This is a genomic window from Mesorhizobium sp. Root554, from assembly GCF_001427025.1.
In the GTDB taxonomy this organism is placed as follows: domain Bacteria; phylum Pseudomonadota; class Alphaproteobacteria; order Rhizobiales; family Rhizobiaceae; genus Mesorhizobium.
This window is the reverse complement of sequence record NZ_LMGA01000001.1, coordinates 3298422-3317482: the sequence shown is the minus strand read 5'-3', so window position 1 is coordinate 3317482 and position 19061 is coordinate 3298422. Positions and strand designations below refer to the sequence as shown.

17 protein-coding genes are annotated in these 19061 nt (G+C 63.4%); 6 read left to right on the top strand and 11 right to left on the bottom strand.

The window, feature by feature from the left end; all coding sequences use genetic code 11:
• The first annotated feature begins 215 nt into the window (after positions 1-215).
• From ASD44_RS16110 to ASD44_RS16095, 4 genes are read left to right on the top strand one after another with little or no spacing between them, the layout of a single operon-like run.
• Positions 216-1145, top strand: a complete 930-nt coding sequence (locus ASD44_RS16110) for a sugar ABC transporter permease (RefSeq protein ID WP_056114191.1) — start codon at positions 216-218, stop codon at positions 1143-1145.
• A 9-nt stretch (positions 1146-1154) separates the two neighbouring features.
• Entirely contained in the window at positions 1155-1994 is an 840-nt protein-coding gene (locus ASD44_RS16105; RefSeq protein ID WP_056114188.1) for a carbohydrate ABC transporter permease, read from the top strand.
• Positions 1991-3055 carry a Gfo/Idh/MocA family oxidoreductase gene (locus tag ASD44_RS16100; protein ID WP_056114186.1) on the top strand — a complete coding sequence of 355 codons (1065 nt, stop codon included), beginning with the start codon at positions 1991-1993 and terminating at the stop codon, positions 3053-3055. The genes ASD44_RS16105 and ASD44_RS16100 overlap by 4 nt, the downstream gene beginning before the upstream one ends.
• Before the next feature lie 58 nt (positions 3056-3113).
• Positions 3114-4112 (top strand): ABC transporter ATP-binding protein, encoded by a 999-nt coding sequence (locus ASD44_RS16095; protein ID WP_056114183.1) that lies wholly within the window; start codon positions 3114-3116, stop codon positions 4110-4112.
• A 32-nt stretch (positions 4113-4144) separates the two neighbouring features.
• Here ASD44_RS16095 and ASD44_RS16090 read toward each other — a convergent pair whose 3' ends face one another.
• The 4 genes from ASD44_RS16090 to ASD44_RS16075 form a co-directional block, all read right to left on the bottom strand.
• Positions 4145-4990, bottom strand: coding sequence for a fumarylacetoacetate hydrolase family protein (locus ASD44_RS16090; protein WP_056114181.1), 846 nt, complete (start codon positions 4988-4990; stop codon positions 4145-4147).
• A 154-nt stretch (positions 4991-5144) separates the two neighbouring features.
• A complete protein-coding gene (locus ASD44_RS16085) occupies positions 5145-5879 on the bottom strand; it encodes an SDR family oxidoreductase (protein WP_056114179.1) in 735 nt (244 codons plus the stop codon).
• Between the two features lie 120 nt (positions 5880-5999).
• Complete coding sequence (locus tag ASD44_RS16080) at positions 6000-6287, bottom strand: hypothetical protein (RefSeq protein WP_056114176.1); 288 nt, start codon at positions 6285-6287, stop codon at positions 6000-6002.
• A 74-nt stretch (positions 6288-6361) separates the two neighbouring features.
• Complete coding sequence (locus tag ASD44_RS16075) at positions 6362-7186, bottom strand: ferredoxin--NADP reductase (RefSeq protein ID WP_056114173.1); 825 nt, start codon at positions 7184-7186, stop codon at positions 6362-6364.
• A 224-nt stretch (positions 7187-7410) separates the two neighbouring features.
• Here ASD44_RS16075 and ASD44_RS16070 point away from each other — a divergent pair, with 224 nt between their 5' ends.
• On the top strand, positions 7411-9480 hold the full coding sequence (locus tag ASD44_RS16070) for a hydantoinase/oxoprolinase family protein (protein WP_056114170.1): 2070 nt from the start codon (positions 7411-7413) through the stop codon (positions 9478-9480).
• The gene (locus tag ASD44_RS16065) at positions 9477-11168 is read left to right on the top strand and encodes a hydantoinase B/oxoprolinase family protein (RefSeq protein ID WP_056114167.1); all 1692 of its coding nucleotides are present in this window, start codon (positions 9477-9479) and stop codon (positions 11166-11168) included. The genes ASD44_RS16070 and ASD44_RS16065 overlap by 4 nt, the downstream gene beginning before the upstream one ends.
• Here the strand turns inward: ASD44_RS16065 and ASD44_RS16060 are convergent.
• Genes ASD44_RS16060 through ASD44_RS16030 form a run of 7 tightly spaced genes read right to left on the bottom strand, consistent with a single transcriptional unit; the run spans position 11157 to position 18855 of the window.
• On the bottom strand, positions 11157-11738 hold the full coding sequence (locus ASD44_RS16060) for a putative glycolipid-binding domain-containing protein (protein ID WP_056206848.1): 582 nt from the start codon (positions 11736-11738) through the stop codon (positions 11157-11159). The genes ASD44_RS16065 and ASD44_RS16060 overlap by 12 nt on opposite strands.
• 25 nt (positions 11739-11763) lie before the next feature.
• Complete coding sequence (locus ASD44_RS16055; protein ID WP_056114162.1) at positions 11764-12225, bottom strand: MarR family transcriptional regulator; 462 nt, start codon at positions 12223-12225, stop codon at positions 11764-11766.
• Complete coding sequence (locus ASD44_RS16050; RefSeq protein WP_056114157.1) at positions 12222-12806, bottom strand: amino acid synthesis family protein; 585 nt, start codon at positions 12804-12806, stop codon at positions 12222-12224. The genes ASD44_RS16055 and ASD44_RS16050 overlap by 4 nt, the downstream gene beginning before the upstream one ends.
• A complete protein-coding gene (locus ASD44_RS16045) occupies positions 12799-13704 on the bottom strand; it encodes a UPF0280 family protein (protein ID WP_056114154.1) in 906 nt (301 codons plus the stop codon). The genes ASD44_RS16050 and ASD44_RS16045 overlap by 8 nt, the downstream gene beginning before the upstream one ends.
• The gene (locus ASD44_RS16040) at positions 13701-15242 is read right to left on the bottom strand and encodes a hypothetical protein (protein ID WP_056114151.1); all 1542 of its coding nucleotides are present in this window, start codon (positions 15240-15242) and stop codon (positions 13701-13703) included. Before ASD44_RS16040 ends, ASD44_RS16045 begins: the two co-directional genes overlap by 4 nt.
• Complete coding sequence (locus ASD44_RS16035; RefSeq protein WP_056114149.1) at positions 15239-17992, bottom strand: molybdopterin-dependent oxidoreductase; 2754 nt, start codon at positions 17990-17992, stop codon at positions 15239-15241. Before ASD44_RS16035 ends, ASD44_RS16040 begins: the two co-directional genes overlap by 4 nt.
• Positions 17989-18855 carry a xanthine dehydrogenase family protein subunit M gene (locus tag ASD44_RS16030; protein WP_056116368.1) on the bottom strand — a complete coding sequence of 289 codons (867 nt, stop codon included), beginning with the start codon at positions 18853-18855 and terminating at the stop codon, positions 17989-17991. Before ASD44_RS16030 ends, ASD44_RS16035 begins: the two co-directional genes overlap by 4 nt.
• Between the last annotated feature and the right edge of the window lie 206 nt (positions 18856-19061).

Genomic DNA, 19061 nt, shown 5'->3' with positions numbered 1-19061 from the left:
GAGCACTTTACCCTCCCCCCTTTTGGGGAGGACCGAGCTTGCGAGGTTTTTGACGCGGGCGGGGGTGATCGAGGCAGCGCTCCACGCTGACCTACCCCCAGCCCTGCTCTCAATCTTCGCTCCGCTACGATTGCTCGCCGCCCTCCCCTCAAGGGGGAGGGTGTGCCGGCCCAGCGGGCGCGGCTAATCTCCAACTTCTCAACAGGCTCGCATCCATGGCCGCAACAGCATCACCGAAAAAACCGTTCCGCTGGCACATCCTCGTGTTCCTGGCGCCGGCGGTGCTGGTCTATACCGCGATCATGATCCTACCGCTGGCCGGCACGCTGCAGCTTTCCCTATTCCGCAACATCGAGCGGAGCCAGACCTTCGTCGGCCTGCAGAATTTCCGCACCCTGTTCGGCGATCCGAATTGGTCAGCTGGCTTCTGGAACGCGCTGCGCAACAATGTATGGTTCTTCATCGTCCATATGCTCGTGCAAAACCCGATCGGCATCCTGCTGGCGGCGCTTCTGTCCAGCCCTCGCCTGCGTTTCTCCACCTTCTACCGCACGGCCATTTTCGTACCGACTGTGCTTTCCTTTGTCGTTGTCGGCTTTGCCTGGAAGCTCATCCTGTCGCCGCTCTGGGGCGTGGCGCCAAACCTGCTCGACCTGATCGGCCTGAAGAGCCTGTTCACGCCGTGGCTCGGCAAGGAAGCCTATGCGCTGACCACGCTGGCCCTGATTTCCGTATGGCAATTCGTCGGCATCCCGATGATGCTGATTTATGCAGCCCTTTTGTCGATCCCGGATGAAGTGATCGAGGCGGCCGAATGCGACGGCGTGACTGGCTGGTCGCAATTCTGGAAGATAAAGCTGCCGCTAATCCTGCCGGCCATCGGCATTATTTCGGTGCTCACCTTCGTCGGCAATTTCAACGCCTTCGACCTGATCTACTCGGCGCAAGGCGCGCTTGCCGGCCCCAACTACTCGACCGATATTCTTGGCACCTTCCTCTACCGCGCCTTCTTCGGTTTCCAGCTCCAGGTCGGTAATCCCAATATGGGTGCGGCAATCGCGACGATGATGTTCCTGATCATCCTGGCCGGCGTGTGCATCTATCTGTTCCTCATCCAGACGCGCCTGCGTCGCTACCAGTTCTGAGGGGGTAGGATGAGCCGCGCCACTTCTTCCCTTCCACGCTCGGTTGCTGCACATGCGATCCTGATCGTCTACACGATCATCGCGCTGTTTCCGGTCGTGCTGATCATCGTCAATTCGTTCAAGTCGCGCGCCGCCATCTTCCGCACGCCGCTGATGCCGCCGACAGGCACGACGTTCGACCTCGTCGGCTACGCCACGGTGGTGAACCAGGGCGACTTCCTTCTCTATTTCCAGAACAGCATCGTCGTCACGGTCGCGTCGCTGTTCTTCGTGCTCCTGTTCGGCGCCATGGCGGCCTTCGCCTTGTCGGAATACCGCTTTCGCGGCAACACGTTGATGGGGCTCTATCTGGCGCTCGGCATCATGATCCCGATCCGGCTGGGCACCGTGGCGATCCTGCAGATGATGGTCGCCGGCGGGCTGGTCAACACACTGACGGCGCTGATCCTGGTCTATACGGCGCAGGGGCTGCCGCTCGCCGTGTTCATCCTGTCGGAGTTCATGCGCGGCGTCTCCGACGACCTCAAGAACGCCGGCCGCATCGACGGCCTGTCCGAATACACGATCTTCTTCCGCCTCGTGCTGCCGCTGGTGCGGCCATCCATGGCGACCGTCGCCGTCTTCACCATGATCCCGATCTGGAACGATCTCTGGTTCCCGCTCATCCTGGCGCCGTCGGAAAGCACCAAGACTGTGACGCTGGGCGCGCAGCTTTTCCTCGGCCAGTTCGTCACCAACTGGAACGCCGTGCTGGCGGCGCTGTCGCTTGCCATCCTGCCGGTGCTCGTTCTTTACGTCATCTTCTCGCGGCAACTGATCCGGGGCATCACGTCAGGAGCGGTGAAATGAGCATGTCGCTGAACCCCCTGCGTGTCGTCATTGCCGGGCTCGGCAATATGGGCCGCAGCCATGCGCTGGCCTATCACCAGAATCCGGGCTTCGAGATCGCCGCGCTGGTGAACCGTTCGGACGTGCCGTTGCCGGGCGGTCTGTCCGGCCAGGAAATCCGCCGTTCCTTCGACGAGGCGATTGCCACCGAGAGACCGGATGTCGTCGCCATCGCCACCTATTCGGACAGCCATGCGGACTACGCCGTGAGGGCGCTGGAAGCCGGCTGTCATGTCTTCGTCGAAAAGCCGCTGGCCACGACGATCGCCGATGCGCAACGCGTCGTCGATGCAGCGAAGGCTAACGGCAAGAAGCTGGTCGTCGGCTACATATTGCGCCATCACCCATCATGGATGCGGCTGATCGCGGAGGCCCGCAAACTCGGCGGCCCCTATGTCTTCCGCATGAATTTGAACCAGCAATCCTCTGGCGCAACATGGGGCACGCACAAGCAACTGATGCAGACGACCTCGCCGATCGTCGACTGCGGCGTGCATTATCTCGATGTCATGCTGCAGATCACCGATACCCGGCCGGTGGAAGTGCGTGGCATGGGCGTGCGGCTGTCCGACGAGATCGCGTCGGACATGTACAATTACGGCCATCTGCAAGTGCTGTTCGAGGACGGCTCGGTCGGCTGGTACGAGGCCGGCTGGGGTCCGATGATTTCGGAAACCGCCTTCTTCGTGAAGGACGTGATCTCGCCGAACGGCTGCGTATCGATCGTCATGGCGGAAGGCGTGAAATCCGACGACATCGATACACATACGAAAACCTCGACCATAAGGCTGCACAGCGCGACGACCGGACCGGATGGGAAATTCGCCAATCCGGACGAGCTTCTGTCCATGCAAGGCGAACCCGGCCATCAGGAACTGTGCGACGCCGAACAGGCCTTCCTGCTCAAGGCTATCCGCGAGGATATCGACCTGACCCGCCATATGGACGACGCGGTGAAGTCGCTGGCCGTTTGCCTGGCGGCGGACGAGAGCGTGCGAACCGGCAAGGCGGTGCGGCTGTGAGATTGTTATCGAGCCGGATGTTTCGTTCCAACCCCCGGCTTCAACAAAGGGGAATGCCTTGGGCTCGCTGACAATCGAGAATGTGCAAAAATCCTTCGGCAAGGTGGATGTGCTGAAAGGCATCGACCTGACGGTCGAGGATGGCGAGTTCGTCGTCTTCGTCGGGCCGTCCGGCTGCGGCAAGTCCACGCTGCTCAGGGTTATCGCCGGTCTGGAGGATTCGTCCTCGGGTCGCGTGCTGATCGACGGCGGCGATGTCAGCGCCACGCCGCCGGCCAAGCGCGGCATCGCGATGGTGTTCCAGACCTATGCGCTCTACCCGCACCTGACCGTGCGCGACAATATGGGCCTCGGCCTCAAGCAGGCCGGCGAAGCGGCGAGCGAGATCGACCGACGCATCGGCATTGCGTCGTCGATGCTGTCGCTGGAGCCCTACCTCAAGCGCCGGCCGGCGGAACTGTCAGGCGGCCAGCGCCAGCGCGTCGCCATTGGCCGCGCAGTCGTGCGCGAGCCGAAGCTGTTCCTGTTCGATGAACCGCTGTCGAACCTCGACGCGGCTCTCAGGGTCAACACGCGGCTGGAAATCGCCCAACTGCATCGGCGGCTGAAGGCGACGATGATCTATGTCACCCACGATCAGGTCGAGGCGATGACGCTGGCCGACAAGATCGTGGTGCTCAACGCCGGACGCATCGAGCAGGTCGGAAAGCCGATGGAGCTCTACAATGCACCGGCAAACGAATTCGTCGCCGGTTTCATCGGCTCGCCGAAGATGAATTTCATCGACGGCGGGCGGCTGGGCGAGACGGCGAAAACGATCGGCGTCCGTCCGGAGCACATCACGGTAGACCCGAAGAAGGGCAGTTGGAAGGGCACGGTGGTGCATGCCGAACATCTCGGCGCCGACACCAACCTCTATCTCGACTGCGAAAAGACCGGGTTGATCACGGTGCGCATTTTCGGCGTCTACGATGCAGAGCCCGGCGCGACGCTTTATGCAACGCCGGACCCGACGAAGACTTATCGGTTCGATGCGGATAGGAAGGCTATCAAGTAAGCTTGGCGCACCCGTGCGAGCGGAGAGAGCGCCTACCCGTCCGCCCTGATGTTCTGTTTCTGCGTGCCCAGTCCCTCGATGCCGAGTTCGACGACATCGCCGGCCTTGAGGAAGCGTTGCGGCTTCATGCCCAACCCGACGCCGGGCGGCGTTCCGGTCGAGATGATGTCGCCGGGCTGCAGGCTCATGAACTGGCTGAGATAGGAGACGAGATGCGCCACGCCGTAGACCATGGTCTTCGTCGAGCCGTTCTGCATGGTCTCGCCATTGACCTTCAACCACATGGCAAGGTTCTGCGGGTCGGCGACCTCGTCCTTGGTCACCAGCCATGGACCGGTCGGACCGAACGTGTCGCAGCTCTTCCCCTTGGTCCACTGCCCCTGCCGCTCGGCCTGGAAGGCGCGCTCCGACACGTCGTGGGCAACGCAGTAGCCGGCGACATAGTCCAGCGCCTCGGCTTCGGAAACGTACTTCGCCGTCTTGCCGATGACGACGCCGAGTTCGACCTCCCAGTCGGTCTTGACCGAACCGCGCGGGATCAGCACGTCGTCGTCGGGGCCGACGATGGCCGAAGTCGCCTTCATGAAGATGATCGGCTCGGACGGCACGGTGGCGCCGGTCTCGGCGGCATGGTCTGAATAGTTCAACCCGATGCAGATGAATTTTCCCGTACCCGCCACACAAGGACCGAGACGCGGCTGGCCCTCGACCTTCGGCAGCGAGGCGGAATCGAGCGCCGCCAGTTGCGCCAGGCCCTCAGGTGAGATGCCCGCGCCGCCGATGTCAGCCACTTTGCCGGACAGGTCGCGGATCGACCCCTCGGCATCCAGGAGGCCGGGTTTTTCCGAACCGGGTTCGCCGTAGCGCAGAAGTTTCATATTTTGTCTCCCTGATTACGGCCGAGAAGCCGTTTGAAAACTCTGTCCGCCTAGGTGCACGGCGTGGCTTTTCGAGAACCGGAGCGGAGCGTACTTTAAGTATGTGAGCACGGGATGCGCGGACAGTCGCGTCGCGCGCCCGGCGGAGGGTCTCTCAGATCGACCAGCCGCCATCGATGTTATACGCCTGCCCGCTCGTATAGGTAGCACCGGCGAGATAGACGGCGAGGTGGGCGATTTCCTCAGGCGTGCCCAGCCGGCCCATGGGCTGGCGGGCGATGAAGGCGGCGCGGGCCGCGTCATAGTCTCCACCCGCGCGCATGCGGCCTTCCAGCGACGGGCTTTCGACCGTGCCCGGGCAGATGGCGTTGCAGCGGATGCCTTTGCCGACATAGTCCGCCGCCACCGCCTTGGTCAGTCCGATAACCGCCGCCTTGGTGACGCCATAGACGAAGCGGTTCGGCACGCCCTTTGGCGCGCCGGCAACGGAGGCCATGTTAATGATCGCGCCATCGCCGCGCTCCAGCATGCCGGGCAGCGCAGCGCGGATGGTGCGGACCATGGCGCGGACGTTCAAGTCGAAGGCGAAATCGAGATCGCCTTCCTTCATCTCCAGAATGGAGCCTGCATGGACGAAGCCGGCGCAGTTGAACAGCACGTCGACCGGGCCGATTTCGGCGAAGGCGGCTTCGACCGCGGCGCTATTGAGCACGTCCAGCCGACGGGTTGAAATGCCGGACTTTCCGGTGAGCTCCGACAGTGCCGTTTCGTTGATGTCTGTGGCATGCACCTTCGCACCCACAGCCGCGAAGGCAAGCGCGCTGGCCCGGCCGATGCCTTGCGCTGCAGCCGTGATGACCACCGTCTTGCCAGCGAGTTTCGTTATCATGATCGTCCTCCCGCTGCGGTCATTTCGTCACGCCAAACCCGAAACGACCGGCGCCGCATTCCAAATGTTTTTTCTCGGTAAAGAACAAAACTTGAGACGTCAAGGACCAGTCTTGCGGAATCAGATCTGGCAGACTATCCGCCGAAAAAACCTGTCGCGCGGGTTGTAGTCCGGATGGTTGCCGAAGAATTTTTCGGCGATGACGGCAAGCGCTTCCAGGTCCTGCACGGCGAAACTGCGAAAACCTCGGCCGCTGCCGCCCGACACCTGCACGGCCGAGAGAATGAGAGCGCCATTCTCGCCATAGCCGAGAATATAGGGATCGACGATCCGGACGCAGTCCTTGTAAGTGAAGCGGAGCCGGCGCCACCCGCTTATGGCCTGACAGATCGTCCTGCTAACGTCCATGCCGATCTCCGCATCCTGCGATCCGTAGACATGGGATGGCTAACGAACCGCCAGTCCAGCTGGCGTCCCGGCGATCAGCCGACGAAGGCGCGCTCGACGACGAAACTGTCGGGCTGGCTCAGCGAGCCCTCGACGAAGCCGAGCCCCTCGGCCATTTCCTTGACGTCCTTCAGCATGTGCATGGAGCCGCAGATCATCACGCGATCGGTTTGCGGATCCAGCGGTTCGATGCCGAGGTCGGAATAGAACTTGCCGGAACCGATCAGCGCGGTGATGCGGCCCATGCAGGCCGAAGCCTCGCGCGTGGTGGAGTTGTAGAGCGTGACCCGGCCACCGGTCAGTTCGCCGATCAGCGGGTCGTTCTCCAGAGCCGAAACCAGCTCCTGGCCATAGGTCAGCTCGGCAATGTCGCGGCAGGTGTGGGTCAGATAGACCTGCTCGAACTTCTCATAGGTATCGGGATCGCGCAGCAGGCTGGCGAAAGGCGCGATGCCCGTGCCGGTGGAGATCATGAACAGCCGCTTGCCCGGCGTCAGCGCATCCAGCACCAGCGTGCCGGTCGGCTTCTGCCGCATGATGACAGTATCACCGACCTGGATCTTCTGCAGGTGCGAGGTCAGCGGGCCGTCCGGCACCTTGATCGAGAAGAATTCCAGTTCGTCGTCCCAGGCCGGGCTGGCGACCGAATAAGCGCGGAAGACCGGCTTTTCGGCATTGGGCAGGCCGATCATGACAAACTCGCCCGAGCGGAATCGGAACGATTGCGGACGGGTGATGCGGAACGCAAACAGACGGTCGGTATAATGCTTCACCGATACCACCGTCTCGGCGAAAACATTGGCAGGTATCGGAAATTGCGCCTTCGCGCCTGCGTCGTTCAACGCGGGAATGGTGTTCATTGCAAAACCAACCTCTGCCTGGCGCTCGTTACCTGGCGCTTGTAGGGCAAAAAGGGCGACGACACGACGCGCCCGAGCCGCAGAAGCGCTGCCGGGCCGAAATGACGTAAGCCCTTGTTTCGTAAAACTATTAGTATACAAACGATCTTCGAGTCAAGATAAGTGAGAGAAACGCCTTTCCAAACTGATACATATCCGTAGTTCGAGCATTTCGGGTTTCGGGAATGAATGAGAAAGTTTCGGCCGCGGCCGGCAGCGTCGTCGCGGGCATCGATGTCGGCGGCACCTTCACAGACCTGCTTTTGATCGACGCGCGCGACGGCGGAAGCGTCCACATCGCCAAGATACCCACCACCGTGGAGAACCAGGCCTTCGGCGTGGTTTCGGCGCTTGGCGCCACGCAATTCCCAGTCTCCGACATCGACCTCATCGTCCACGGCACGACGACCACCACCAATGCCGTGCTCGAGCGGCGTCTGGCGAAAACCGGCATGATCACCACGCGGGGGTTCCGCGACGTGATCGAGCTCGGCCGGCGCACCCGGCCACAGGCCTACGGGATGACCGGAACATTCGTGCCCGTCATTCCTCGCAATCTGCGGCTGGAGGTGACGGAGCGCGTCGAAGCCGGCGGCGCGATCCGTGTCGCGCTCGACGAGCAAGAAGTGCGCGAGGCCGTGCAGCGCCTTGTCGAAGCCGGCTGCGAATCCCTCGTCATCCACTTCCTCCATTCCTACGCCAATCCCACGCACGAGCGGCGCGCGGCCGAGATCGCCGCTGAGATCTGGACCAACGGCCACATCACCGCCGGCCATGCGCTTCTGTCGGAAGCGCGCGAGTTCGAGCGCGGCGTCACCGCCGCCGTCAACGCCTCCGTCCAGCCCATACTGGAACGGTATGTCGCCAGGCTGCGCAAGGAACTGGCCGCGCAGGGCTATGCGCGCGACTTCCTGATCATGAACGGCAATGGCGGCATGATCTCGGCCCGTTTCGTCACCGCAGAGTCGGCAAAGACCGTGATGTCGGGACCCGCCTCCGGCGTCATCGCCGCCGCCTATACCGGCAAGCGCGCCGGGTTCCCCAATCTCGTCACATACGACATGGGCGGCACCTCGACCGATGTGGCGTTGATCCGCAACGCCGAACCGGCCGTCTCCAACGAAATCGAAATCGAATATGGGATGCCGATCCATGTGCCGATGGTCGCGGTGCATACGGTGGGTGCCGGCGGCGGGTCGATCGCGCGCGTCGATGCGGCAGGTCTCATCCAGCTTGGACCGGAAAGCGCGGGCGCCAACCCTGGCCCGATCTGCTATGGCCGCGGCGGCAGCGAGCCCACCGTGACCGACGCCAACCTGGTGCTTGGCCGATTGGCGCCGAAAAAGCTTTTGGCGGTCGATCATCCGATTTCGATGGAGAGCGTCACGCGAATATTCGAAGACAAGATCGGCCGGGCGACCGGACTGTCGGGCGTTGACGCCGCAGGCGCCGTTCTGCGCCTCGGCAACATCAAGATGGCGGGGGCGATCCGCATGGTCTCGGTTGCACGGGGGCATGACCCGCGCGACTTTTCCCTGTTCGCCTTCGGCGGCGCGGGACCGCTGCACGCCTCGGCGCTGGCGCGAGAGCTCGGCCTGCCGCGCGTACTGGTGCCCGCGCGGCCGGGCATCACCAATGCATTGGGCTGCGTGGTGGCCGACATGCGCCACGATTTCGTCAACACGATCAACCAGCCGGTCGGCGGCCTCGATGTAGCACAGGCGGCGGGCATTCTGGCGCGCCACAGGTCAGAAGGCGCCGCGCTGATCGCCAAGGAAGCGGTGACGCCTGAAACGATTCGCGTCACCCATTCGGCGGACATGCAGTTCATCGGCCAGACGCATATCATCAACGTGCCGCTCCCCTCGCCCCACATCGAACGGGCGGTGCTGCAAGATTTGTTCGAGCGTGCCTATTTCGCCCGTTTCAGGGTCGAACTGCCGGAAATCCGCGCCGTACTGGTCAATCTCAACACATCCGTCACCGGCGTGCGGACGCCGCTCGATCTTAGCCGGCTGATCGATCCGGCCGGGCGAGCTTCCAGCCTTGATGCCGCGCTGCGCGAGGTCCGGCCTGTCTGGTACGGCGGGACATGGCACGATACGCCGGTTTACGATCGCGAAAAGCTGCCGCTCGATGCCGCGATCGAGGGTCCTGCGATCCTCGAGCAGATGGACTGCACCACGGTGATGGAGCCGGGCGACCGGGCGCAGAGCGACGCGGATGGGAATCTGGTCGTCGAGGTGGGACGATGACCACCCTCGACGCCATCACTCTTTCCGTCATCCAGGCGGCGCTGCAGCAGGCCTGCGACGAGATGGACCTGACATTTTCGCGCGCCGCCTTTTCGCCCGTCATCGCGGAAGCCAACGACCGCTCGGACGGCATTTATTCGGCAGCTGACGGTTCGCTGATCGCACAGGGCAGCCAGGGCCTGCCGGTGTTCGTCGGCGTCATGCAGTATTCGACGAGAACTGTTATCGAGATGATCGCCGACGGGCGCTGCCTGCCGCCCGAGGAAGGCGACATCTACATCGTCAACGACCCCTATCTCGGGGGCACGCATCTGATGGATGTCCGCTTTGTCATGCCGCTTTACCGGGCGGGCCGCATCTTCTGCTGGCTGTCCAACACCGGTCATTGGCCCGACATTGGCGGCTCGGTACCGGGCGGCTTCTCGGCTTCCGCAACAGCCGTCGAGCAGGAAGGCCTGCGGCTGCCACCGGTTAAGCTGTTCAAGAAAGGCGTGCTCGACCGCGAGATCCATGCCATCATTTCATCCAACATCCGGGTCGCGGACCAGCGCATCGGCGACATCAAGGCGCAGGCAGCCGCCTTGCTGGTCGGGCAAGACCGGGTGAACGAAATCCTGGACCGTTACGGCGACGAAACAGTCTCCGAGGCCATTGCGGAACTGCGCCGCCGCGCCGCCGACCAGATGCGCGCGCATATCGCCGCCATCCCGGATGGCACTTATCGCTCCAAGGCGTTCGTGGACTCAGACGGCGTCGTGAACGAACCGCTGACCATCGCTTTGGCTATCGAGAAGACGACCGACAGGCTGACGTTCGACTTTACAGGATCGTCGAAACCCTGCGCCGGGCCGATGAACAGCGTTCTGGCGACGACGCTGTCGTCTGTCTATCTCGCCATGCGCCACATCTTTCCCGACGTTCCGATCAGCGCCGGCGCCTTCGAGCCGCTTGTCGTCAATACGCCGGAGGACACCTTCCTCGATGCGCATTATCCACGCCCCGTCTCGGGCTGCGCGGCTGAGGTTTCGCAGCGCATCGCCGAAGCCGTATTCGCGGCGATGGTTCAGGCATTGCCGGAAAAAGTGACGGCGGCCCCGGCCGGATCGAGCGGCAATTTCGCGCTTGGCGGCAGCGATCCGCTGCGCGGGCGTGACTATGTCATGTACCAGATTTCCGGCGGCGGCTATGGCGGCAATGCCGGCCATGACGGCCTCTCCAACGGCTGCTCGACCATCGGCATTTCGAAGTCCCCGCCGGTCGAGATCATGGAGCAGGCATTCCCCGTGCTCTACCGCCACTATGCCTTGCGTGAAGGGTCCGGCGGCGCCGGCAAGCATCGCGGCGGCTTCGGTCTCGCCTATGAGGTGGAGATTTTGCGCGGCGAGGCGCGGGCCTCCTTCGTCATGGACCACGGCCGCTTCGGACCGCAGGGCGTTCTGGGTGGCGGGGACGGCGCAGTGAACGAGGTAACGGTTTTCCGGGATGGTGAGGCACATGTGCCGCCGCATCTTTCCAAGGAACAGGACATTCCTCTCAAGGCCGGCGACCGTGTACGGGTGGCGACGCCAGGCGGCGGTGGCTATGGCGATCCGGCGGAGCGCAGCCCCGAGCTGATCCGCCGCGATGTGGAGATGGGTTACTATACGCCGGAGCAGGCGGAGCGGCTGTTCGGAACCTCATACCGCTGAAGCTGTCCGATCCTCCATCTGCCACAGTTCCGGATAGAGCCGAACGAAACCGCTGCTGTCGATCTCGAGCGTGGCCCGATATCCGCTCGTGGGCGACTCATACCAATAGTGGGTGTCGTCGCGCCGTTCGTATATCTGCGGCAAATCAAGCAAGCGCTCCCTGCCTATGTCGAACCAGACGACGGAGAATTCAGCCCTTTCGCCAATATGCAAGTTTGCACGCCGCAACTGCTGGAAATTGGTTGCGGGCGTGAAGCCGAAATCGAGATCGGTCAGTTCCACCAGCCCGTTAGGCCTGCCGTCGAGCATCCAGCCCTCCGCCGTCTTTTCAATTTCGTGTCGAAAATGCCGTCCGCCGGAAAAGCCCGCGACGGCGCCTCGAAACGCTACCCAGGCCTCGTCCATTTCGACCGAGTAACCGGCTGACATCGGCCCGTTGTCGCCCCGGAACACGGCTGTCCCGGTCAGCTTCCAGCCGTTGGAGACAGTCGTGAGCAGTGCGGCGTCATGGCCCTGCGTATAGAGACAGCGCCAGAGGGCGTTTCGGGGCTTGTCCACCGGATCAGTCACCCGCGCCTCCTCATGAATGCGGGGCTCAGGCAAGCTTTGCCAGAAGCTTCAGGAAAATGGCGATTTCCTTGTCCGTCAGCGGCGCCAGCGTCTCCTGTGTGGCCTGCTGCGCCAGCGGGATGAGCCGCTCGATGGTCGATCTTCCCTCGGCGGTCAGGCTCACCATCAGCCTGCGCTTGTCGGCATCATGCCTGGAAAGATCGACCAATCCTCGCGCCTTCAGCCGGTCGATGACACCCTTGATCGTGGCTGCGTCCATGGCGACAAGCGTGCCAAGCTGGTTCTGCGAGGTCTCGCCGACGTCGTGAAGCTTCGCCAACGCCGCAAACTGTGGCGGCGTCAGGTCGGCGATATGAGCGGCGAAAATCGAGACATGGCGCTGGTGCGCCTTGCGCAGGATAAAGCCCACCTGCTCCTGCAGGTGATAGGCCTCGTCCGTGGCGGCATCGGCCTCGACGATCTTGAGGAGACTGCTTTCGCCGGTCATCGCTGGCCGTCCCACAACTTGATGTCCTTGGCTTCCAACCCACCCATACGACTGTGGATACGCGGGCCACAGGCCATGGCGAGGCAAAACAGGATTTCGTCCGCGCGGGGGCCGTCGCCGGCGCGCACCTCGAAGGCGTCGAAATGGCTGCGCACATAGGCGGCGTTGATGTGTCCGAGCGGCACGTCCAGTGTCGCGCCAATGCCGCCGACCTTCATCGCCGAGGGCACAATCGCCTTGGCCTGACCGAGGCGCTCCCGCATCGCATAACCGCCCGGCACATGCCAAAGCGCGCCATGTTCGATCTCGCCTGCGCTGCCGACAATGGCGCCCTTCCCGTAGCCGTCAATCTGCACGACATCGCCGCCCAGCGCAGCGATCAATCGGTCGGTAAGGTCAAGGCCAAGCGGCTTCAGATCATCCATCGCCGGCTGCAGATCGGCGGCATATTTGCCGGCAAACGGGTTTTGCACGATTGCCCACGCGGCGGCGCGGCGACGCGGCATCGCGGGAGCCGGACCACCTTCATGAAGGATTTCCTCGGTAATGACGGCGATCTTGCGGACGGGAAAGTCAGGCATGGGCAGGACCCCTGGCGAATGACTGGTCGATGGTTCCAGCCGGCGGCGAAAGAGAACTCTTCGACGGGAATGGGCCCGTCATCACACATCTGCCTGCAAGGAACAATGCCGACGCCTCGATCAGGCCGCGCCGGCGAAAATCCTCCGCCACCCCAAGGCCGGCGGACAATGCCGTTTCAATATCCTGCTCGGACAAATATCCCACGCCAGTCGTCACCAGCCGATCGCCGAGATCACTGTCCGGTGCCAGTTCGCACGCCGCCTGACACGCCACCGCGGGGTGGCCCGGCAGATCGACCGCGTTGGCGATCAGCGTTGCGGCGGCGTCGGCAGCAGCGCCATTGCGGGCCAGCACCGTGACGGCATCAGCAATGCCAAGCGAGAAAGACCGCCCACGCCAGCCGCTGGTGGCGATGCCGCGCACCGGGTTGTCGGCGCTGATAGCGATACGGTCCGAGAGGCCATGGCCGGTTCCGCCGATCGCCAACGTCATCGTCTGGCCCGGGGCCAGATGCAAAGCGATGTCGCCGCCATTGTTGACATAGGCCTTGTCGAGCGTACGGCCCGCCACCAGAGCCGCCAGCACTTCATCCGCGACCGAGCCGGCCACGGCCGCCATCGGCGTGATGAAGGTATGGGCGAGTGGCGAAACCGCCTGCTCCATACGGCGAGCAGTTGTGCGCCAGAAAGGCCGGGGCCCAGGAGTGGCCGGCCGGCGAAGTTCGGCCAGTTCCTCCACCAGTTCGCCGAGCACTGTCTCGAAGCGGGCGATTGCTTGCTCGTAAGCCAACCGGCGTTCGGTCGGCGGTCCGAAAACCTCGATGACAAGATCGATAGGTCCGTGATTGAGATGAAGCCGCCTGCCGTCTTCCAGCCAGTGCGCCTGCGGGCCGTTCATGATCGGCCACCCTCGCCACCTCTGTGTAATTGCGCCAGCGGTGGCCACGGATTGCTGGGTGGAGCGTCCCTGTCGCGCCGGGCATTGAGATATTCGCCGCCGCGCGCTTTGACGTCTTCGACGCTGCGGATTTCGTCCGCGTAGCCACCAAGCCTTATGTAGTCATCCCGTCTCAGCGTGAACTCTATCGGCGCCACCAGCGCCGGGGTCGGCACATAGCCGAAGGCGTTTTCGGGCACGCGGGTGACATCCACCATCAGGGTGATGCCACCGCCGGGCCAGACATAGACCGGCGCGCCGCCAACTGTGACATAGGTTTTCATCCCCTGGACGGAACGGGTGAGATTGACCGGATTTTCGGTGACGCCGGCCCGCAGCGAACCGCCCGCGCCGCCAATGAACAGCACCGTGCACAGCGCCGGCTCGCAATTGTCCTCGATCAGGCCCACCGATTTGCGCAGCCGTTCAGGGAACGGCTTTTCGACCGGCTTCAACGCCGCGTCCAGTTCGTAGTAGGCAAACTGCTCGCCAGTGGTCGACACCATGAGCAGCGACAGGCCGGGGCGAGCGCCTTTTTTCTCATTCCAGTCGCCAAGAATCGACAGCGGGTCGGAAATGCTCGTGCCGCCCCAGCCGATGCCTGGTTCCGACACCTTGAAATAGCGGCCAGGGGTTGAGCGGCGACCGACGATCCTGATGCCGGTGTCTTCCCAGCCCAGCACCTTGCCGGCCTGATGCTCGGACACGACACCGGTGATGTGATCGTCGACCACGACGACCTCGTCGACCAGCCCGCGCCATTGCGAGGCGAACATGCCGATGGTGGCGGAGCCGCAGCCGACGCGCATGCGGCTCTCTGCCTTGCCGTCGATAACGGGCGGCTTGCCGGCTTCGACAATGACTGTCGAACCGCCCTCGATGGCCAGTTCGACGGGCTTGCGGTTGCAAAGGTCGAGCAGTGTGTCGCAGGTGACGCGGCCTTCCTGCTTCGAGCCGCCGGTCAGATGCTGCACGCCGCCGAGCGACAGCATCTGCGAGCCGTATTCACCTGTTGTCACGTGGCCGACCGCCTCGCCCTGCGCTCGCACCATCGCCGTTTCGGGACCGAGGTGACGGTCCGTATCTATCTTCACCTTGACGCCGCAATAGGAGAAGATGCCTTCGGTGACGACCGTCACGAGATCGACACCCTCGACCTCCTGGCTGACGATGAAGGGCGCTGGCTTGTAGTCGGGATAGGTCGTGCCGGCGCCGATGGCGGTGACGAACGGGCGCGCAGTGCTGACAAGATCGCCGTTCCACTCCCGGTCCCCCACGGCAAAGGGAACGACTGCGCCGCCGGCATCGGCCGCATGATCGAGGATCGTCAGCGGGTCCATGCGAACGATGCGGCCGTCTATGTTGCCGTAACGATCGCAAGCTCCGGTGCGGCCATCGGCGATGTAGCACATGACGGGACAGGCGTCGCAGCGAACCTTTTCGGCTATCTGCTTCTGACCGGGATCGTGGGTTTCAAACCGTTCGGAAAGCTCGCTCATGCGGCGTCCTTTCCTGCCTGGATCGCCGCCAGCACCCGTGACGGGGTGGCGGGAACCTTGGTGACGAGAATGCCGGTGGCATGGCGAATCGCGTTCAGGATGGCCGGTGCCGTCGGGATCAGCACATGCTCGCCCAGCCCCTTGGCGCCGAACGGACCTTCGGGATCGGGCACCTCGACAAGGATCGTTTCAATCGGCGGCACGTCGCCGATTGTCGGAATGAGATAATCATGCAAATTCTCGGTGCGGCCGGGGATGTATTCCTCCATCAGCGCCATGCCTATGCCCTGGGCGATACCGCCTTCGATCTGGCCTTCCGCCAGTATCGGATTGATCGCCTTGCCGACGTCGTGTGCCGCGGTGATCTTGATGAGCTTCACCGTGCCGAGCTTCATATCGACCTCGAGTTCAGCGATCTGCGCGCCGTAGCCGTAGACGGCATAAGGCTTACCCTGGCCCTTGGCATCCATGGCCGTCACCGGCGGATCGTAGGTCTCCTCAGCCACAAAGACGAAGCCATCGGCATCCGCGGGCATCGACGCCAGATCGATGCGCCGGACGGCCTCGCCCTCGCGGATCACCACGACCGATCCGTCAAGATCGAGCTCGGCCTGCGCCGAAACGTTGGCAAAGCGCAGGACCGCGTCGCGCAGCGCCTGACCGGCTTTTTGAGCGGCCTTGCCGGTGATGAAAGTCTGGCGCGAGGCCGAGGTCTTGCCTGCGTCGGGAGTTATCGCGGTGTCGGCGCCCCTGAGGCGCAGCGACTGCAGCGGCACGCCAAGCGCGTCTGCGCAAATCTGCGCGATGACTGTGTTCGAACCCTGGCCGATGTCGACCGCGCCCTGATGCAGCACCACCTCGCCTCTTTGCGAGAGGCCGACCTTGATGGTGGACGGGTTTGGCAAAGACGTGTTGCCGCAACCATACCAGCACGAGGCTATGCCAACGCCACGTTTCAGGCCGCTGTCCGATGTATTGAAGGCTTCGGCCTCGGCCAGGGCACGCCGCCAGTGCGGCTTCAACGCGTCCAGGCAATCGGCAATGCCGACGCCGCTTTCCAGCCATTGTCCGGTAACCGTTTCGGCACCGTTACGAAGGCAATTGCGCAGCCGGAACTCTAACCGATCAATGTTCAGCTTTGCGGCAAGCTCATCATACAAGGTTTCCTGCATGAGCGTCGCCTGCGGCACCCCAAAGCCGCGAAAGGCCCCTGAGATCGGGCCGTTGGTATGGATCGCCCGCCCCCAGGCGCGATAGTTCGGCGTGAGGTAAGGGCCGCTGGCATGAACCGGCACGCGGTTGGCGACGGTCGGCCCCCAGCTCGCATAGGCGCCGGTGTTGAACTCGCCCGCGAAAGTCATGCCGACAATGCGGCCTTCGGCGTCGGCGCCGATGCGCGCCTGCATCTGTGCCGGATGACGCTTGGTCGTCGACATCATGGATTCGCCGCGTGTGTAGGCAAGGGCGGCGGGTCGGCCTGTTTTCAATGCCACGAGCCCGATCAGCGGCTGCAACGAGATGTCCAGCTTGGAGCCAAAACCTCCACCTGTGGCGGTCGGCACGATGCGGACCTTTTCAGGCGCGAGTCCCAACACCTTGGCCGTCTCGTCGCGGTCCATGTAGGGCGCCTGGGTACAGGCGACGATCACCAGCGTGTCGCCGTCCATATAGGCATGGCCTGCCTCCGGCTCGATATAGGCGTGTTCGACATAGGAGGTGCTGATGGCGCCGGACACGATGAAGGCCGCGCAGGCAAGCGCTTCGTCAGGATCGCCGCGTTCGACAAAGCCGCTGGTCAGCAGGTTTCCCTCACGGCCAGAATGAATGCGGTACGCGCCTTCGGCGGTTGCAGCGGCCGCTTCCAGCATGTTGGGCCGCTCGCGCCATTCCACGGGAAAATCCGTGAGGTCGAGAGCGAGCATCGCTTCCCGCTCGCCCGCGACCAGCGCCACCGCCTCGCCGCGGAACCTAGCCGTTTCCTCGGCCAGCGCCGGCTGATCGGCAAAGGGCGTGATGACGCCGAAACAATTGCGCCCGGAAATGTCGGCCGCCGTGAAGATAGCGACGATGCCCGGCCGGCCCTCAGCCCATCCAGCAAGATCGCCAAAGCTGAAATCCGCATGGAAATAAGGCGACCGGATCACAGCCACAGCCAAAGCGTCCGTCGGGAAGGAATCGGCGCCGAACTTTTCAGCCCCCGTCACTTTCGGCACACCATCCAGCCGGACCGGCGACGCTCCCACAGCCTGCCCCACCCTCGGCCATCGGCGATCCAATCCGAGCGCATTCGACGAGACGTCCATCACTGCCGCGACGATCTTGCGGTAGCCGGTGCAGCGGCACAGTATCCCGCCCAGCGCGTCCTGCACCTCCGCCTCGGTTGGAGAGGCATTCCGTTCCAGCAAGGCTGTTGCCGCGACGAGAAGGCCTGGCGTGCAAATGCCGCACTGGGCCGCGCCGTGCTTTAGAAAGGATGCCTGCAGCGCCGACAGATTGCAGGCGGCAAGCCCTTCTACTGTGGTAACGGAGCACCCGGCCACGGATGCAGCCGGCACCAGGCAGGCGCAGACTGGCGCCCCTTCGACCAGCACGGTACAGGCGCCGCAATCGCCGGCATCGCAGCCCACCTTCGTTCCCGTCATCCGCAAATCATCGCGCAGCAGCGCCGAAAGGCGGCGAACAGGCAGGGTTCGGACCGAAACTGCCGTTCCGTTCACCGCGAACTCGATGTCAACGCCGTCGATGCTCATGCAACCATCCCGGCCGCTATTTCAGCGGAATCAAGTCCGGTGGCGGAGAGCATGGCGCGGCTGACGATTTCCCGCGCTGCGTCTCGCCTATAGAGGGCGGTGCCACGCACATCATCGATGGGCGAGAGTTCATCAATCGATGCATCGCGCACGATGTCCGGCAATTCCCTGACCGATTTCCCCAGCAACAGGGATTCCAGCCCCGCCAAGCGGACAGCAACCGCCGAGCAGGAACCGACGGCAATCGAAGCCTCCGCAACTATTCCGTTCTCGATGACGAACCGGGCGGCGGCCATGGCGATCGAAATCACCAGGTAGCGCCGTGCGCCAAGCTTGACGAAGGCCGAGCGGCCGGTGGCGGCGGCCTTCGGAACGCGAATGGCCGTTACCATCTCGTTGGGCTGCAAGGCGGTGCGCCGGTTGCCGAGAATAAAGGCTTCGAGCGGGAGGTATCGCGTCGACGCCGCAGAACGCAGTTCGACCTCGCTGCCCAGCACCATCAGCGCCGGAGCACCGTCGGCGGCCGGAGAAGCGTTGCAGAGATTGCCGGCAATGGACGCGACATTCTGGATCTGTTGCGAACCGACCTCACGCGCGGCCTGCTTCAGGGCATCAAAGGCCGGCGGCAACTCATGCCCGATGAGATCGGTCCAGGCGGTGCGCGAACCGATAGACCAATGGTTGTCCCTCTCGGCGATGCCGCGCAGCGCCGAGAGGCCGTTTATGTCGAGCACATTTTCCCGCAATGGCCGGTTGCCCAAGGCCGGATAGAAATCCGTGCCGCCGGCAAGTATTCGCCAGGATCCTTCGCCAAGCAGGGCGAGCGCCTGTTCAAGTTCGGTGGGCTTTGCGTAACGAGTCACGCCTGCCTTCCATTTCACCGCAGACATAAACTTCGCGAGGAGCGGCCTTCCCCAAGACCAGCCGGTGTGCCGGCCAATTCATTCGTATGCAAATGATATCAAGCCGCGTCATATTGTCAAAGCCGAGTTTCGCAGGCGGCGACGGACGGTTCGCGGTTGACGCAAGCGGCCATCTGGCCGAGTTTCTGCCTTCCGTTCGCGAGGAG

Coding starts and splice junctions, on each gene's coding strand:
- ASD44_RS16110 (WP_056114191.1), top strand. CDS start 216: ATGGCCGCAACAGCATCACCGAAAAAACCGTTCCGCTGGCACATCCTC.
- ASD44_RS16105 (WP_056114188.1), top strand. CDS start 1,155: ATGAGCCGCGCCACTTCTTCCCTTCCACGCTCGGTTGCTGCACATGCG.
- ASD44_RS16100 (WP_056114186.1), top strand. CDS start 1,991: ATGAGCATGTCGCTGAACCCCCTGCGTGTCGTCATTGCCGGGCTCGGC.
- ASD44_RS16090 (WP_056114181.1), bottom strand. CDS start 4,990: ATGAAACTTCTGCGCTACGGCGAACCCGGTTCGGAAAAACCCGGCCTC.
- ASD44_RS16085 (WP_056114179.1), bottom strand. CDS start 5,879: ATGATAACGAAACTCGCTGGCAAGACGGTGGTCATCACGGCTGCAGCG.
- ASD44_RS16080 (WP_056114176.1), bottom strand. CDS start 6,287: ATGGACGTTAGCAGGACGATCTGTCAGGCCATAAGCGGGTGGCGCCGG.
- ASD44_RS16075 (WP_056114173.1), bottom strand. CDS start 7,186: ATGAACACCATTCCCGCGTTGAACGACGCAGGCGCGAAGGCGCAATTT.
- ASD44_RS16070 (WP_056114170.1), top strand. CDS start 7,411: ATGAATGAGAAAGTTTCGGCCGCGGCCGGCAGCGTCGTCGCGGGCATC.
- ASD44_RS16065 (WP_056114167.1), top strand. CDS start 9,477: ATGACCACCCTCGACGCCATCACTCTTTCCGTCATCCAGGCGGCGCTG.
- ASD44_RS16055 (WP_056114162.1), bottom strand. CDS start 12,225: ATGACCGGCGAAAGCAGTCTCCTCAAGATCGTCGAGGCCGATGCCGCC.
- ASD44_RS16050 (WP_056114157.1), bottom strand. CDS start 12,806: ATGCCTGACTTTCCCGTCCGCAAGATCGCCGTCATTACCGAGGAAATC.
- ASD44_RS16045 (WP_056114154.1), bottom strand. CDS start 13,704: ATGAACGGCCCGCAGGCGCACTGGCTGGAAGACGGCAGGCGGCTTCAT.
- ASD44_RS16040 (WP_056114151.1), bottom strand. CDS start 15,242: ATGAGCGAGCTTTCCGAACGGTTTGAAACCCACGATCCCGGTCAGAAG.
- ASD44_RS16035 (WP_056114149.1), bottom strand. CDS start 17,992: ATGAGCATCGACGGCGTTGACATCGAGTTCGCGGTGAACGGAACGGCA.